General features: G+C 45.6%; 13 protein-coding genes and 2 pseudogenes. 10 read left to right on the forward strand and 5 right to left on the reverse strand.

Features of this window, described 5'->3' with window-relative positions; genetic code table 11:
- The 4 genes and pseudogenes from IQ270_RS20605 to IQ270_RS20620 form a co-directional block, all read left to right on the forward strand.
- Positions 1 to 258: pseudogene (locus IQ270_RS20605) on the forward strand (hypothetical protein); the annotation flags it as partial.
- A 41-nt stretch (positions 259 to 299) separates the two neighbouring features.
- On the forward strand, positions 300 to 1,037 hold the full coding sequence (locus IQ270_RS20610) for an MORN repeat-containing protein (RefSeq protein WP_193975095.1): 738 nt from the start codon (positions 300 to 302) through the stop codon (positions 1,035 to 1,037).
- Between the two features lie 48 nt (positions 1,038 to 1,085).
- Positions 1,086 to 1,706, forward strand: a complete 621-nt coding sequence (locus IQ270_RS20615; RefSeq protein ID WP_193975084.1) for a DUF6391 domain-containing protein — start codon at positions 1,086 to 1,088, stop codon at positions 1,704 to 1,706.
- Between the two features lie 171 nt (positions 1,707 to 1,877).
- Positions 1,878 to 2,336 (forward strand): hypothetical protein, encoded by a 459-nt coding sequence (locus IQ270_RS20620; RefSeq protein WP_193975085.1) that lies wholly within the window; start codon positions 1,878 to 1,880, stop codon positions 2,334 to 2,336.
- 454 nt (positions 2,337 to 2,790) lie between these two features.
- Here the strand turns inward: IQ270_RS20620 and IQ270_RS20625 are convergent, their stop codons facing one another.
- Both IQ270_RS20625 and IQ270_RS20630 read right to left on the reverse strand, forming a co-directional pair.
- Positions 2,791 to 3,438 carry a hypothetical protein gene (locus tag IQ270_RS20625; RefSeq protein WP_193975086.1) on the reverse strand — a complete coding sequence of 216 codons (648 nt, stop codon included), beginning with the start codon at positions 3,436 to 3,438 and terminating at the stop codon, positions 2,791 to 2,793.
- A 201-nt stretch (positions 3,439 to 3,639) separates the two neighbouring features.
- Positions 3,640 to 5,301 (reverse strand): phospholipase D-like domain-containing protein, encoded by a 1,662-nt coding sequence (locus tag IQ270_RS20630; RefSeq protein ID WP_193975087.1) that lies wholly within the window; start codon positions 5,299 to 5,301, stop codon positions 3,640 to 3,642.
- A 190-nt stretch (positions 5,302 to 5,491) separates the two neighbouring features.
- Here IQ270_RS20630 and IQ270_RS20635 point away from each other — a divergent pair, with 190 nt between their 5' ends.
- From IQ270_RS20635 to IQ270_RS20655, 5 genes and pseudogenes are all read left to right on the forward strand, one after another.
- Positions 5,492 to 5,893, forward strand: coding sequence for a hypothetical protein (locus IQ270_RS20635; protein ID WP_193975088.1), 402 nt, complete (start codon positions 5,492 to 5,494; stop codon positions 5,891 to 5,893).
- Positions 5,894 to 6,059: 166 nt separating this feature from the next.
- The gene (locus IQ270_RS20640; protein WP_339384249.1) at positions 6,060 to 6,431 is read left to right on the forward strand and encodes a four helix bundle protein; all 372 of its coding nucleotides are present in this window, start codon (positions 6,060 to 6,062) and stop codon (positions 6,429 to 6,431) included.
- A 173-nt stretch (positions 6,432 to 6,604) separates the two neighbouring features.
- Entirely contained in the window at positions 6,605 to 7,795 is a 1,191-nt protein-coding gene (locus tag IQ270_RS20645; protein WP_193975089.1) for a cysteine desulfurase family protein, read from the forward strand.
- A gap of 97 nt (positions 7,796 to 7,892) precedes the next feature.
- Positions 7,893 to 8,613: pseudogene (locus IQ270_RS20650) on the forward strand (Uma2 family endonuclease).
- A 114-nt stretch (positions 8,614 to 8,727) separates the two neighbouring features.
- A complete protein-coding gene (locus tag IQ270_RS20655; protein WP_193975090.1) occupies positions 8,728 to 9,384 on the forward strand; it encodes a hypothetical protein in 657 nt (218 codons plus the stop codon).
- A gap of 437 nt (positions 9,385 to 9,821) precedes the next feature.
- Here the strand turns inward: IQ270_RS20655 and IQ270_RS20660 are convergent, their stop codons facing one another.
- The 3 genes from IQ270_RS20660 to IQ270_RS20670 form a co-directional block, all read right to left on the reverse strand.
- Positions 9,822 to 10,247: a hypothetical protein gene (locus IQ270_RS20660; RefSeq protein ID WP_193975091.1), complete on the reverse strand. Its 426-nt coding sequence runs from the start codon at positions 10,245 to 10,247 to the stop codon at positions 9,822 to 9,824.
- A gap of 348 nt (positions 10,248 to 10,595) precedes the next feature.
- Positions 10,596 to 12,653 carry an NAD-dependent DNA ligase LigA gene (gene ligA / locus IQ270_RS20665; protein ID WP_193975092.1) on the reverse strand — a complete coding sequence of 686 codons (2,058 nt, stop codon included), beginning with the start codon at positions 12,651 to 12,653 and terminating at the stop codon, positions 10,596 to 10,598.
- A 496-nt stretch (positions 12,654 to 13,149) separates the two neighbouring features.
- Positions 13,150 to 14,133: an Npun_R2479 family HD domain-containing metalloprotein gene (locus IQ270_RS20670; protein WP_193975093.1), complete on the reverse strand. Its 984-nt coding sequence runs from the start codon at positions 14,131 to 14,133 to the stop codon at positions 13,150 to 13,152.
- A 404-nt stretch (positions 14,134 to 14,537) separates the two neighbouring features.
- Between IQ270_RS20670 and IQ270_RS20675 the strand changes: the two genes are divergently transcribed.
- On the forward strand, positions 14,538 to 16,289 hold the full coding sequence (locus tag IQ270_RS20675) for an alpha/beta hydrolase (RefSeq protein WP_193975094.1): 1,752 nt from the start codon (positions 14,538 to 14,540) through the stop codon (positions 16,287 to 16,289).
- Positions 16,290 to 16,423: the final 134 nt, after the last annotated feature.

Raw genomic sequence — 16,423 nt, forward strand, 5'->3', positions numbered from 1 at the left:
GACAATGCCAAAGGAGTTGAAGTTAGTGGCGTAGTCAAAGTCGGTAATGACATACTGGTAATTGTAAAAGCACCTAACGAGCCAACAAGTCGATATATCAAAGTAGGACAGCGGATTGCCAGCGGGCAGGTGCTGATCAAACGAGTCGATTTCAAATCAGGAGCCGATCCTGTTGTGGTTTTAGAAGAAAACGGTGTAGAGGTGTCGAAAATTGTGGGAGAAAAATCTCCTCAAGTTGCCCAGAACTCAGTTAAATGAAAAATTTACCTCCATCCTTGGAACCAAAATTGAGAACATTCATGCTTCGCTCAATTCAAAAACTCGGAATACTGATGTTGGTCAGTTCGGGGGTAGGATACCTCGGGCTGGTAGCCAACATTCAGCCGTCACTGGCGGCACCAGCATCAGGCGAAACCGCCTCTCCCATTTGCGAAGGCTCTCCCCCGAACGGTAGAGTCAAGTGCAACTACTCCAATGGCGACAATTATCAAGGAAATTTCGTCAACGGCAGACCCCAGGGACAAGGAATATACGTTTACTCGAAGGGCGATCGCTATGAAGGACAGTTTCGCAACGGCGTGCCCAACGGTCAAGGCTTATTCTTGTTCGCCAACGATGACCGCATGGTGGGAGAGTTCCGCAACGGTTTGATCGTGAGGGGAGAAGCTATTTTTGCCAATGGCGATCGCTACCGGGGAACATTTCAAATTGTTGAACAAGTTGGCGGCGGGGCTGCTAGCAGTCAACCGCACGGCCAAGGGCAATTTATCTTTGCTAACGGCGATCGCTACGCCGGACAGTTTTTTGCAGGAAACCCTTTTGGTCAGGGAGTGTTCACCCGCACTGACGGCACTCGCTGCAACGGTCAGTTTTTTAACGAACAGCTAGACGCCAAAGGTACTTGCAGTTTCCCAAACGGTATTCGCTACCAAGGCGAATTGCGGAAGGGACTGCCTCACGGTAGAGGAGTAATTACAGATGCTAAAGGCAGACGGTTTTCTGGAGAGTTTCGCGCAGGCAAGCGCGTTCAACCGTGAATCTCGCCTTAAAAATTTAAGTTCTGATATTAGTGGAGGCGTTTTGAGATGACGACAAATGCTGCTTCTGCTGCCGATCGCACTAACGACTTTCCTTTTGAGTTTGCCCCGCAGCCGACTCAAGATGCTGACTTGTTGCGGCAACTCGATTTTGTGCCCGGTTTGAAGGAAATCTTGACTTTGCGCCAAGTTCATGCTTTGGAACACGCTACCGTTTGGCTACTGGGCCAATCCGGCCCGGCGACCACAAGAGCCGATAATCAATTATTGGGCGGGATGTCCACAGACCAAGGATTTTATCTTTACGGCCACGTTAACATCGCACAGTTGCGTCACGCAGTGGGTGAGGCTTTGCACCGGATTGCCAGCGGAGAGTGGGATTTAGCCGTACATCCCCGCTGCGGCACTAATTTGTCTGTGGCAATGCTACTGACTGCTGGACTTGCTGTCGGCATCAATTTAGCGCTGCCGAAGGGGCCTGTCCTGCAACTTTTGGGTTTGGGTGCCGCGGCTGCGACTGCTGCTCAGTTAGCTCCTGATGTGGGTTCTCTGGTTCAGCGCTACGTGACAACCGCTATTCCCTTTAACTTGAGTTTGGTTGATATTTCAGTAAGTGACGACTTCTGGGGACGCGAAGCTCATTTTGTGCGAGTGCGTTGGATAGATTAGCTGCTGAGGGAGTGGGAGAAGGAGGAGTTGGAGATGGGGAGAGCGGAAAAATCTTATTTCTTTCTTCTTGTTTTCTGCTTTGTCCTTCTTACTTCTTTTTTATTGATTTGTTTATTTGTTCCTTTGATTAGTGATTTTAAGTCAGGACAATCCCACTTTATTAAACAAAAAATGTCCAAAGTAGCGATCGACAAAACCTCTATAGCAAGTCTACTGTCTGTCACCCTAGCCGTAGCAGGCAACAGCTTTTTACCTTTGACCCACAATACGAGTTTGGCTGCCGAAATAGCCCAAACTAACGAACCAGAAAGAGTTCCTGACGGCAAAATAATTCCCGTTAATGGCAAAGTTAATGTTAGATTAACAAATAAAACTAACGATCGACTATTTTATCAAGTAGTTGGACAGACTAACCGTCGCAGTTTAGCCGAAAATTCAACAGTCGCGCTACCAGCATTGACACTACCGGCATCAATTGGATTTAGGCGACCAGATGGCGCATTATTGAAAGTGAGATTTAAATTTGTTGGCGAAGGAACTGTAGAAATAACATTAGACGAGACAAATGATTTAAGCTTGGATAAAAAATCTTTAAACATTCGCAATGACGGCGCACTGTTTCTGAGATAAAAACCTGCCCAATTCAAATAATTAACCTTATCTAAAAAAATAATGCAACTGTCTGCCCGCAATCCAAACTATTATACAGCAAGTAATATCGTTTCCGGTTGCATCGTCAGGTGATTTAACCGGATCGAGAACACAGAGAACACAGAGAGAAATGAATACAGGACGATCAAGAGAGGAATTGATATAATGCCCAATGATAAAATCTCAAATCTCAAATCCAAAATGGTATAAGCTCGATCGACTATTTATCTGCGTTAATCTGCGTGCATCTGCGGTAAAAACCTCCCTGAAGTGCCGCTATCCCGCAGGAAATTGCCCCGAAAACTCGACCTCACCTTCCCTACACCCTCCGAGTCCCTATGTCAATCAAAAAAAATCTTTCCATAGCGCTGTTAGTTTTCATCCCCATTTTCACCGCTGAGTATTGGCACTGGGGGGTTCCCTCGCAAAGCAGTTAGGGACAGCGACAGTTTTGAACAGGAAAACACTCTCGCCGACAACTTCTTTTTTTGCCTTTACTGTCGCGACAATCAGAAGTATCCCTACATTCTACCTTGTTCTCGCAAATTTGCTGACGCGGAAAAGTACCTAAGTTTTGTAGAGAAACTTCAGCGGTAAGCGCACCTTGTTCTATAACCAGGTTATTTTCTTTAATTTCATAAATAAACTTATTTTCTCCCTCTAAAACAGAAAAAGTTTTTGTTTTGTGACTGTTACCCAACTTAAATCCCAAATCCTCGGAAAACTCACCTTTGTCGTAACTTCTATCCGTGTAAGGATAGGGGTCAGTATCCATGCCATCGGTGACATTTTTAATCAGCACTCTTCTGTTAGGTGCGGGGGGAGTTTTGTTGGAAACAAATCGAGCGTTTTGCGAATCCGGAGAGATGACTGTACCGGCACACTGGCCTACATATTCAACGCGCTTAAATTGAATCAAGTTAATATTAAAACTGTTTTCGTTTTTGACCCTAAATTGTGCTTGGTTAGTCTGCTGTTGGGCGCTGACTGTGAAAGCTGCTAGCGTCAAAAAAATTGCTCCTAGGAAAATAGCGAGGAATTGGATTTGTTGCCTCCTTGTAACAAATCTGGCGTGTTTCATCTTTGTCTACCTCTAATGTGAATGGATAGCATTTTGTTAACAAATTATTATTTTAACTTGAGAGCAGATATGTTGTCAAAGTCGCTCCGATAGTTTTGGAGTGAGGATTTGAGTCCTTGATGTTGAGTGGGGAAAGGATAAACGGAAGTGATGACTGCAAACTTTGTGGAGTCAGGAAGAAAGTCGTAAGTATTAATTTAACTACCAAGTTACTCGATCGCGCCATTTCTCTAAAATCTTGTCCCCAATGCCCTGTACCCGTGCCACATCCTCCAAAGAGGTAAAAGGTTGCTGTTGCCGCGCTGCAATAATTCTCTCGGCTAACTTCGGGTCAACTCCTGGCAAAGTTTCTAATTCTTGCTGAGTCGCGGCATTCAAATTAACTAATTTTTTACCTGGTATTTGAGGTTTAGCCTTTGCAGGTTTTGATGCTGCTTGTACTGATTCGCACTCTTTTTTCTTAGCGTCGATTTTCTGTTTGATGCGGGCGGGAATGCCCAAGATTGCACCTTTGTAAAGTCGATCGAACTCCCGCTCAAAATGGGCCGCAACTGTCGGACTCTCGATCGCCAGCAGCGTCTCGTCATTCCCGCGATTTGCAGCCTCACTCCAGTTGTGAGAGCCTGTAATCACCGTTTCTTCGTCGATAACACCGAACTTGTGGTGCAGGCGATCGCCCTTTGGCAACATCGGCACCCCCACCGAAGTCAGCGGCTTTCTCCACGGGCGATTGTCAGCTTCTAAGCTGCAGTCTTGCATCAAAGTCGCCCCCATCATATCCAAGCCTTCGCTGTAAAAGCGATAAATAAAATTTGAGTCAATCAGCGCTCGCACCGCCACACCTCGCCTAGCCTCAATTTCCAGAGTATTTGACAACCGCTGAGCCGAAAATACAAACAGTGCCAAATTAACCGACTTTTTCGCACTACCCAAGGTTTTTTCAATCAAACTGTTGACGCTTTTTTCCCAAGGCAAAGTCGCGCTTGTCGGCGAAAATTGCACCGCAACAGTTGCATTGCCAATTTTCACTTTTTGGACTGCACGAAACTGTTTTTTGAGACCAAACTTGCTGTCCGGTTTACCTCCGGGCCCGTCGCCCCACATGATGTTAAATTCTTGATTAAATATTTGCCCTAATTGAAGACTTTCAATTTTTAGTAAATTGTTCGCATTGCCGCGACTTACTGCTGTTTTGAAATCGCCGTGGATATCGCTGGTGGTAAAATTAGCAGAAGTTACGATGACTGTTTTGCTATCAATTACCAGAAATTTGTGGTGCATCAAACCGCTGCCTTTACTGCCGTCAGCCGTATCGTCAATAACAGGAATTCCGGCATCTTTGACAATTATCAAAGCATCGTTTTGCTTGATTTCTTCGGCACTCAGTTTACCGTCTTTGTTGGTATCGACAAGTTGGACAAATTCGCTGTAACGATCGCGCTCTCGTTCGGGTAATTTCCCTAACTCTTGGGCTGTATAATCGCTCCAAGGGCGAGCATACAGATGTTCGACAATTAATCTGACTTTAATTCCCGATCTGTGTCGATCGACCATGCTGCGGGCGATACCGGGCAATCGAAACTCCTGAACCGCCACATCTACGGTCGATCGAGCACTTGCAACTGCCTCCGCTACCAACTTTTCTAAATCATCGCCCGGTCTAGTTTGCTGGCGATAAGGCTCCGTATAACTAGAAGTGAGGGACTGATTGAAGTATACTTGCAACAAGGGGTCTTGAGGCAGCGGAGGCAGACTCTGAGGCAATTTCTGCAGGTCTTGCTTTGCTTGTCCGCAGCCCGCCAGAGCGATCGCCAGCAGTCCGGCACAACACAAAACCTGTAAATTATTATAAAATACAGCCACAACATTTTAAAAATTATTGAGGTTATCGGCTTACCCACAGTTCAAACATATTCGATCCAGTAAACTTAGAACTATAAAATTCATGAAAGGGAATAGATTTTACGTCTTGTAGAACTGCCTCGATGCCGGAAGCATCACTGGTAGGGTAGCAGCATTCAGGGGCGTGGGTCAAACCCTACACCGCTGCTTTATGGCTAAAAGAAAAACAATTTTTCCGTGCGGTCACAAAGGATATGGTAAAGCGTGCCATCGCTGCACGCAAGAGTTGGTGGCGCAGCAGCAATATGTTGAAATGCTGGCAGAAAAACAAACCAAAAAACAAGAGAAGGAAGCATCATTTGCTAGAGATGCGATCGATCTCAGAGGTTTACCCGACCATGTAGTTACTAAAGCTCGCGCCATTATAGCAGCTTTGGGCGAAAATAAGAATTACAGAGATTTCGGTGGCAAACGCCTGCGTCACAACCGCTTGATTGTGAGTATTCCTGTAACACGAAACTACAGAATGCTTTGTGAAGATTGCGGTACTTTCTTAATTCCGCAAAAAGTTTTGTCTCACGAAGACTACAACGTCTGCAAGCCGGGAAGTTAGTTGGTTGTTAGTTGTTAGTTGTTATTTGTTATTTGTTATTTGTTATTTGTTATTTGTTATTTGTTATTTGTGCTTTTTTTTGGAAGATGTTATAATTGCTCAACGTTCAACTTTTAAAGGTATGGCTAGGTTTCAAGAGTTGCAGGTTTATCAATGAGCAGAGCAAATTTCTAATGAAGTTTGGTTAATTGTTCAATCCTGGGATTTCTTTGCTAAAAATACAGTGGGGCAACAATTGGTTAGGTCAGTCGATAGTATTGGTGCTAATATTGCCGAGGGGAATGGGCGGTATAACTACAATGATAATCAACGTTTTATCAAAATAGCCAGGGGGTCACTGCATGAAACAAGACACTGGTTAAGATTAGCTTGTGCCCGACACCTGTTAACCACCGAGCAAATCGAGCGCATAAAACCTTTAATAGACGAACTATCTCCCAAGCTAAACGCTTACCTAAACTCAATTCAAAGCAAAGCAAATACTCAAGGGTTGAAAATTAAGAAAATACCCAAAAGCAAACTACCCACAGACTCTTGACAAATCACCAATAACCAATCACAAATAACAAATAACAAATAACAAATCACCAATAACCAATAACCAATAACCAATAACCAGTAACAAATCACCAATAACCAATAACCAATAACCAGTAACAAATAACAAATAACAAATAACCAATAACCAATAACCAATAACTCATTAAAACCATGCAAATTTACCTCGACTATAGCGCCACAACGCCAGCACGACCAGAAGCGATTGAAGTCATGCAAAAAGCCCTCACTCAGCAGTGGGGAAATCCTTCCAGCTTGCACGAGTGGGGACAAAGGGCGGCGACTGCTTTAGAATTAGCGAGAATGCAGGTTGCTAGCTTAATTAACGCGCTACCGGAATCGATAATTTTTACCAGCGGGGGCACAGAAGCTGACAATTTGGCAATTATGGGAATTGCCCGTCTTTATACAAACCCGCAGCATATGATTATTTCCAGCGTAGAGCATTCGGCAGTTGCAGAACCGGCGCGACAACTCGAACAGTGGGGATGGGAAGTGACGCGCTTACCGGTGGATGCGTTTGGGAGAATTCACCCTTTGGATTTGCAAGAATCGCTGCGATCGAATACAGTGCTAATTTCGATCATTTACGGACAAAGCGAAGTTGGCACACTGCAACCAATTGAAGCATTATCACAAATTGCCCGATCGCGCAATATCGTGTTTCATACCGATGCAGTTCAAGTAGCCGGAAAACTGCCAATAGACGTGCAGAAATTGCCAGTAGACTTGCTTTCGGTTTCCAGTCACAAACTTTACGGGCCGCAAGGTGCAGGCGCGCTTTACGTGCGTCCAGAACTAGAATTAGTACCCATGTTCGGTGGCGGCGGGCAAGAATTGAAACTGCGTTCCGGGACGCAAGCGCTGCCGGCAATCGTTGGTTTTGGGGTGGCGGCGGAATTGGCTTTGCAGGAAATATATAGGGAAACAGCGAGATTAATTGAATTGCGCGATCGACTTTTTGAAAAATTAGCTCATTTACCCAGTTTAGTACCAACGGGCGATCGATATTCCCGACTGCCTCACCACGTCAGTTTTTGCATTGTCTCCCCCAACAGTACCTCTTACCAAGGAATAGATACAGGGCGAATCACGGGCAAAACTTTAGTGAGACAGCTAAATCTAGCAGGAATTGGCATAAGTTCCGGTTCCGCTTGCAACAGTGGCAAACTAACACCCAGCCCCGTTTTATTAGCAATGGGATATAGCGAAAATGATGCCGTTTGTGGAATTCGCTTGACACTCGGACGAGAAACAACCGAAGCTGATATTGATTGGACGGTAATTGCGATCGAGCAAATTTTGGATAGATTAATGCCAAAGGTAGCATTATCTAGGCGTTAGCAATGATTGGGGTTTTGAAATCGCGTCTGTACACAAACATTCCGCTTGCTATCATTTACAATCAAATAAAATCACCATCTAATTTGGGGAAAAAGCAATGGTTATTAAACTGCAATCTCCCGAAAAACAAAATATTATCTACCCCGACGATAACGGCGAACCAATGTCAGACAATACCGAGCAGTTTCGATTAATCGTTTGGATTCAGGAAAATTCCGAACTATTATTTGCTGCCGATCCGAATGTTTTCGTAGCCGGCGACTTGCTTTGGTATCCTGTTGAAGGAAATAATAAAAAGTGCCAAACACCAGATGTGATGGTGTTTGGTAGACCAAAGGGTGATCGCGGTTCCTATAAACAGTGGAATGAAGATAATATTCCGCCGCAAGTTGTGTTTGAAATTTGGTCGCCGGGAAATCGGCCTGCTCCGATGATTCAAAAGTTCAAATTTTACGAACGTTATGGTGTGAAAGAATACTATTTGTATGACCCACAAACATTAGAGTTGACTGGATGGAAACGCCAAGAATAACAATTAGAAGCGATCGAACAAATAGACGGTTGGATCAGTCCCAGACTGAAGGTGCGGTTTCAATTATCTGAAACGGGACTCGAAATGTTTGGGCCCTCTGGAGAAGCGTTTATGAGTTTTGTGGAACTCGATCAATTGCGGCGACAGGCTCAAAACCGGGCGATTGCTACAGCAAGCCGAGCAACGCGCCATTGAGACAGAAACTTTGCTGGAACAAGAACGATCGCGATCGCAAGCTTTAGAATCAAGACTGCGAGAAATTGGAATCGATCTAAATCAATTGTAATAGATGGTTCGGCGGTTAAAATCGCCGAGTCACTTTGTACGTGCAGACACAGTTTTAACCGCCGAACCATAGAATCATGATAAAATAAATCCCGGTGTTATTCACAAACCCAAAATGGAAGAAAACCGCGCCCAAGCCTACCTGCAATTAATTCACACCCTGCTCAACAGCCCCAACGGAGAAGAACCGCAGATATTACAGGATCACTTAGAATTGCTCGATCGCGGATTTCTGCAAACTTGCGAGTTAGTAGCATCAACCTTAGCTGAACAAGGAGGCGAGAACGGCGCTAAATTCCTCCGAAATCTGGCCAGTCAGCTTGGGGAATTTATGGATACCAACGATGACCAAAATGGCGACAACTCTGAAGGTGAAAATTTCCAAGAGTATGCAAAATTTTTCCTAGAATTATTGCAAGCAGAACAAGATAGCAATAGCGATATAGCAGTAATTCACCCCATGTTGGCAGAGAGAGAACATCTCCTCAATGCCCGTTTTGCCGAGATTATAAAGCAAGTCGCCCAGAAATTAATCGCCGACGAAAATCGTGAAACAATTAGCTCAATTGTCGGTCTCATTGACAATTTGAGCATTCATATTAGTGACTTTTCCGGTGGGAATAGAGCGAATAATATTGAAATTGCTATTACTGGTTATCAAATAGTTTTAAGCAATCGGGAACCGGGGAGCGAAATGTTTGCTCAAACTCAAAATAACCTAGATGCTGCCTACACTAAAAGAGTCAAGCATATTTCTGACCAACAAAAATAAAACTCAACTATCGACAGAGACAGCTTATTAATACCATTTTTCTAAAATCCTGCCACAGTAGTTTTAGGGTGCGTCTCACGAGAACAATTCAGAGCATTTCACGCCAGATATCTCGTGCGACGCACCTTACACATTAGGTAGACCAAACAAACTCAACAATTCTATTGCAGCAAGCTTTTTTCTAAATGGTATAAGATTGAGTGCGAGAGTCCCCGAAAGTCAAATGCTGAGTCTCTCGCGAGTTTTCAACGACTTCTATGAGGAATAAAGTCCTGACTGCGAACAGGTTTTTTTCAAGGAAATCAATTAAATTTTATATAGTAAACACAACCCCACAGAGGAATCTGGGGGCTTGAACTAACGTCCAAACTTTTTTTCTCGCCGCGACTCGTGTCGGGGATTGTATCCATCTTTCGACACTGGGGAGTCACAAATTATCAGAAAGCAGCAGCTCTGGGTCCAAGCTGTTTCAAATTAGGTGCGGCAGTTCCATAATTGACGCGACAACCGATGTTTAACAAACTAGAACTGCATTCGAGAGGGACGATTTGCTGGTCTAGGAGAGCGCTGCAACTGACATACTGGTCGTTATTGGTATCTCTTACCATACATTCGATCGCTCTAGCACCCGATCGGCTCGCCCAACTCTTCATACCTGCGACTGCAATGATGTGCTGCCAATAAAACGAGAATAGGAACAGTCCAAACAGTACAGCAACTCCTAATCCTGCTTTCAACTTCCAACTACCCAGAATGTTTCCCAAGCTATTTTTTAAGTTTTCCACCCCAGAAATTGAGCTTTCGGTAGTTGTTTCTGGAGTTGGCAAATTTGTTTGTGTTTGTTCTGTTGGAATTTCCGACATAATGTATCTCCTGTGATTGCTGGGACTTGACTAAGCTTGCAGTTACGATCTATCGCGGTCGAGCGCTATTGCAAATTCTATCAAATTTTAGCAAAACTAGCCTGTGCCGACAACCGATTCGCGGAGCAGGGTCGGGGAAGTATGTATATTGAGGAAGTGAGATGCGATTTCTATGCCTTTTGAGGTATTGTGTAATTCGCGATCGGCTATTTTGCACCTACGGAAATAGAATTGTTGGCGATGTTCTTTGCAAACGGCTGAAATGAATTAGCTTTTTTGGCGAACCGCAGAGGCCGCAGAGGTCGCAGAGAAAGAGCAAACAGAGATATATTGACTTTCACCAATCATTTATGGTTTCGATAGCAGCTCTAATAACTCAGATTCTGAAAGTAGTTCGATGCTCAAAGATTGAGCCTTTTCTAACTTAGAACCCGCATCTTCTCCCACAACCACATAATCAGTTTTAGCACTCACAGAACTTGTGACTTTACCTCCCGCTTTCACAATCAAATCTTTAGCTTCATCCCGTTTTATAGTCGGCAGAGTTCCCGTCAGCACAAAAGTTTTCCCAGCAAACTGTAAATTTGTGTTTGCTAAATTCTGACTTTTAACTTCTGACTGCAATTGCAATCCCGCAGTTTTCAACCGCGCGATTAAACTTTGATTTGCCGGAACTCGAAACCACTGATAAACCGATTGAGCAATCTCCGGGCCGATGCCGTACACCCCCTCAATCGCAGCGGCCGATACTGCGGCTAACTCTTCCACATTTGCAAACCTTTCTGTCAGCAATTGAGCGTTTACACTGCCGACGTGGCGGATGCCCAAGCCGTAAAGTACCCGCGAATAAGGTTGATTTTTCGATTGGGCGATCGCACTTACCAACTTTTCTGCTAATTTCTTACCCATGCGTTCCAAACCGCTCAATTTTTCCGCAGTCAAATCGTACAAATCCGCCGCAGAATTGAGCAGATTGCTATCAACCATCTGCTGCACCAACTTTTCCCCAACACCGTTAATATCCAGAGCATCTCGGCTGCAAAAATGAATCAGCGAACCCCTCAAAATTGCCGGACAAGACGTATTGATGCAGCGAGTAACGGCCTCCCCTTTTTCCCGAACCACAGGCTGCGCGCATTCGGGACAGCAACTAGGCATTTGAAAAAGTTGAGCATTTGGAGGGCGAAGTTCTGCTAAAACTCGCACAACTTCTGGTATAATCTCTCCAGCTTTTCTGACAATTACAGTATCGCCAATGTGGAGATTAAGTTCGGAAACTCGATCGCTATTATGGAGAGAAGCCCGCGAAACCGTCGTTCCGGCCAACTGCACCGGTTTGAGTTCCGCTACAGGTGTCAGAGTTCCAGTTCTCCCAACTTGTACGGTGATTGCTTGTACAATTGTAGGGACTTCGGCCGCCGGATACTTAAGTGCGATCGCCCAACGCGGAAATCTTTGAGTAAAACCCAATTGTTTTTGCAACAAAACCGAATTAATCTTAACAACAACCCCATCCGTCATGTAAGGCAAATTTCGCCGCTCACTATCCCAATATTCATAATACTCCCGAACCCGATCCAAAGAATAGCAAACCTGACAATTAGGATTTACCTTAAATCTCATTCTTCGCAACAACTCCAACGACTCCCACTGCGTTTTCTTCTCATTACCCGGGGACGGGGGCACCGCCCCTACGGATTCATCTAAATGCAGAGTATAAGCAAAGAAATCCAACCTGCGCTTATCCACAACTTTAGAATCCAATTGCCGCAGTGTACCCGCCGCCGCATTGCGAGGATTAGCAAACAATTGTTCCCCCGCTTTTTCCCGTTCCCGATTAATTTCTTCAAACACAGTTAAAGACAAAAAAGCCTCTCCCCGCACTTCCACAACAGGCGGCGGATTATCCAAATTCAGCAGCAGAGGAATCGAGCGAATAGTCTTGACATTTTGAGTAATTTCCTCTCCCGCAATGCCGTCTCCCCGCGTCGCACCGCGAACTAAAACCCCATTTTCATAGGTTAGCGCTAAAGCAGAACCGTCAATTTTCAACTCGCAAACATATTCAGCATTTAAATTTAATTGGTGATTTTCCCTAGCTACCCTTTGCCAGCGTTCCTGCCATTTAGCAAATTCCTCAAAATTAAAAGCATTTTCCAAACTGTAGAGAGGAATATTGTGCTTGATGCTAAAAAATTGAGTAGCGGGCTTTTCTCCTACGCGCTGAGTCGGACTTTCCGCAGTAATTAACTCAGGATAATCTGATTCTAATTCTTGTAACTGGCGATAAAGTCGATCGTACACCTCATCAGCCACAATCGGCGCATCCAAAACATAATAAGCATAGCTAGCTTGCTGTAGCTGCTGCCTCAACTGTTGAATTTGCTGCTGAATTTCTGCTTCCATATCGATTTTATATTTTAGATTCTAAATCTCGATTTTAGCTCAAAAAAAACGAGGCAGCAACCTCTCTTCTGCCAGATATAGCAATCCTAAATGATTTTCAATAACTGGTTCCCAGGCTCTACCTGGGAACCGATGTCAGCGAGGCTCTGCCTCGCCTGCGAAAATGGAGGCAGAGCCTCGCCTATCTGCGTTACCAGGCTCTTCCTGGTAACGAGTAACGAGTATAATCATTTAGGATTGCTATAGATTTGAGATTTGCTTTTATATCCGACCGAACGACACAATAAAATTGGTTCTCCGTCAGGACTTCAGTCATCATTTTTTTTTGATGACTGAAGTCCTGACGGAGAACATGATAGCGGTTGTTTTACGGGATATGATCTTAGATTCTCAATCTCAATTATCACTCCCAAAAAAGGAGCAAGCTACTAGAAAATCCCAACTCCTCCTAATTATAATTCGCGTTTAGAGCTGCTGAATTATGCGGGAAAATCCCTTACAAATTCAGGTCAGCAAATTCGCTAAATTTCTTGTTATCCCCAGAGATAGAAGGTTGAAGACGATGATCGCTGTCTTGTTCGCCGTTCAAGTTGCCGTTGCTGCGGGATTTGATTGATTCTTGAACGCTTGGCTTGGTGAAAGCCAGCGGTTCAGCGTGTTCTACCTGAAACACGTTAGCGTAGAGGTTGGCAATAATTTGTTTGCCTCCCTGGGTCAATTCCAAGTAGTTCAAAGCTGCTGGAATGTATGGGAAAACTCCGTTCCAATAAAACTTGGCGTAATTTTGCCGCAAATCTCCCGGAGACTTGTAGCCCAAGATTTGATTAGTACCGACTTCCTCAAATTCGTAGAACAGGGCACTGATTTTGCGGAGGTAATTGGGATCGCTCAACTGACCGATCAAATCGGCGGCCCTGGCGAGTCCAGAATAATTGTTTCTGTCTTGATGAGTTTCGCTAGCAGGAACTGGGAAGCGTGTCAACTCAATATTGCGCTTAATTTGTTCGGCATCAATTAAGGTGTGGCCGCCGAAGCGTTCGTCAATGACGAGTTTTCCTCGATCGACATGATAAGGAGTTAAACTGGCAGAAGTTGCCCCGACCGGTACAGAAACCATACCTCCGTCAATACCCGTAGCGTAGAGTCCCACAGCTTCTTGGTCTTGGCGGCAAACACCTTTGACGTAGCCGATATCGTGGCACAGCAGGGAGATCAGGTAGTGCAGCCAATCTTCCGGCGACACTCCCCCTTCGCGAATATGCTTGCCCCGGAGAATTTCTTGTCCCACTAATGCCACGAGCATTGTGTGTTCAACATTGTGGTAGAGAGCATCGCAGTTAGCGATATTTTCCAGAGCCATCGTCCCCGCCCAGGCGATAATTTCAGGGTAGTCAGGCTTGTACTTGCCGTAGGTGCGGCGGTAGCCGGCCTGCAGCTCTTGCACAAAAGCGTCAATCAGGATAGCAGTTGCATTGAACATGATAAATTCTCTCACTCAGACTTTAGTTACAAATTCGATCGCAAATATCTTAGATAGCTGAAAAATCATCAATGGGCGTGATCGTAGGTTTGACCCCTGGCCACAAGACAAATAGAAGCACCCGAATCCTGTGGTTGGCAGCCCCAAATTTTAGAGTTTTGTTCGAGATCCCAGATTCATCGGCCCCGGAAATCTCTGATTCTTGAATCTAAAATCGACTTGCGCCTCGGCGTTGAATTTAAAATTTCAGCTAGTGTTTTCAGGTCAGAAAATTACTCTCAGGCTATGCTTCCCACGATAACCTAATTTCCAAAGCAACCGATAGATTTTTCGGCATTAAATATTGGCGAAACAATTTAAATCGTTTCACCGACTAATTATTAGAATTTCTAGGTGTGAAAGTTATGAACTGTCTGTTTCCGAGCCTCTTCACTGCTGCGTTTGGCACTCGGCGGTCGATCGCCCCAAAATACCTAGGATTGTTTGCATTCACGGCTGTTTGCACCGCCGCACCGGCTTTGGGCGCCGAGCGAATTTACGTAACTTACGGGCCGCTAGAAGAATCAGTTCCGATCGAATCCCTGGCACTATTCGCCAAAGAAGGCAAAATAGACTCAAACTTGGACGGCTTCGCTCAGTACGCCAAAAAATCACAGCTAGCTGACATTCGCAGCGCTCTGCAAGCGAAAGCTGAAATCAGCCACGTGACGATCGCCCAATTCCTCTACACGCCTCAAGGAGAAGTGCTGCTGGAACGCTTGGGCCGAGTAATTCAAACCAAAGCTAGACAGCCCGGATTTTACGCGATCCGAGCCGCCCTGATTTTAGCCGCCGCCGATCCAGAAGGCCTGACAATTCTCAACGTGCTGCGGAAATTCCCCACTTACGGCATCAGGATTGACATCGCCCGCGGCTTGGGTATCGCCAACGAACTCACATCACTGATCAACCGTTCCAATCGGACGCTTGCTGGAGTCGCCCAGTTGTCGGAAGCAGAAGCAGCCTCTGAACCAGCGATCGATCCGGCCCAAATGCTAGAACCCCAGCAAAAGGGTTCCTATACTTGGAAAAAATCATCGGTAACTCTCACAAGTCCAAATCGCGCTCGCACCTTTGATGTGGACATTTACCTGCCACAGGGCAGCCCGCAACCGGCCCCTGTAGTAGTAATTTCTCACGGTTTAGGTTCCGATCGCGTTTCCTTCCAGTATTTAGCCAAACACCTAGCCTCCTACGGCTTTGCCGTCGCCGTTCCCGAGCATCCCGGCAGTAACGCCCAACAAATCCAAAACCTCGTAACAGGCAAAACCAACGCAGTAGCAGAACCAGCAGAATTTGTCAACCGCCCCCTCGACATCAAAGACCTGCTCGATTATTTAACCAAACTTTCGACCACCAATCCTGCCTACCGAGGGCAGCTCGACTTGCAGCGAGTCGGCATCATCGGCCAGTCTTTCGGTGGCTATACAGCTTTAACATTAGCTGGGGCCCAGATTAACTTGGCCCAGCTAGACAAAGACTGCCAGCTCGAAAACGAAACTTGGAACCTTTCCCTGCTGTTGCAGTGCCGCGCTCGCAGCCTAGAGCGCAACCAGCAGTATAATTTCAGCGATCCGCGCATCAAAGCTGCGATCGCCATCAACCCGATCGTCAGCAGCATTCTCGGAGAAACAAACCTCAGCCAAATCCAAATCCCAGTCATGGTAATCTCCGGCAGCGCCGATACAGTCGCCCCAGCTTTACTCGAACAAATTCTACCCTTCACTTGGCTGACATCGCCCAACAAATATCTAGTAGTCCTCGAAAACGGCACACACTTCTCAACCATAGAGGAATCCCCTCAAAGCATCTTTGTGCCACCACCAGAAGTCATCGGCCCGGAACCAGCTTTAGCCCGCCGCTACCTCAACGGACTCAGCGTAGCCTTCATGGAAACATATTTGAACAAAAAATCAAATTTTCGCCCGTATTTACAGCCCAACTACGCTCTGAGCATCTCCCGAAACACTCTCGGAATCAGAATATTGCGCTCGCTCAGCCCCGAGCAACTCCTGCAGTTCAGCAGTGGTGCACCAGCTCGCAGCCCAGCCCCTCCACTATGGATCGATCCACCACCTGTACCTTCTCCACCTCCGGTAACACCCGTTGGGCGTTAAGGGCAGGATGCGCCCAAGCTCGTCACCCTCCGCTCTATTTTCACCCAGGATTGACCCCCATAAGCCCAGCTTATTACCCCCATCAGTTTAACTGTCGTCAAACCCCTTTACAAACATTAACGATACCGTTAATA

This window comes from Microcoleus sp. LEGE 07076, from assembly GCF_015207455.1.
GTDB lineage: Bacteria > Cyanobacteriota > Cyanobacteriia > Cyanobacteriales > Microcoleaceae > Microcoleus.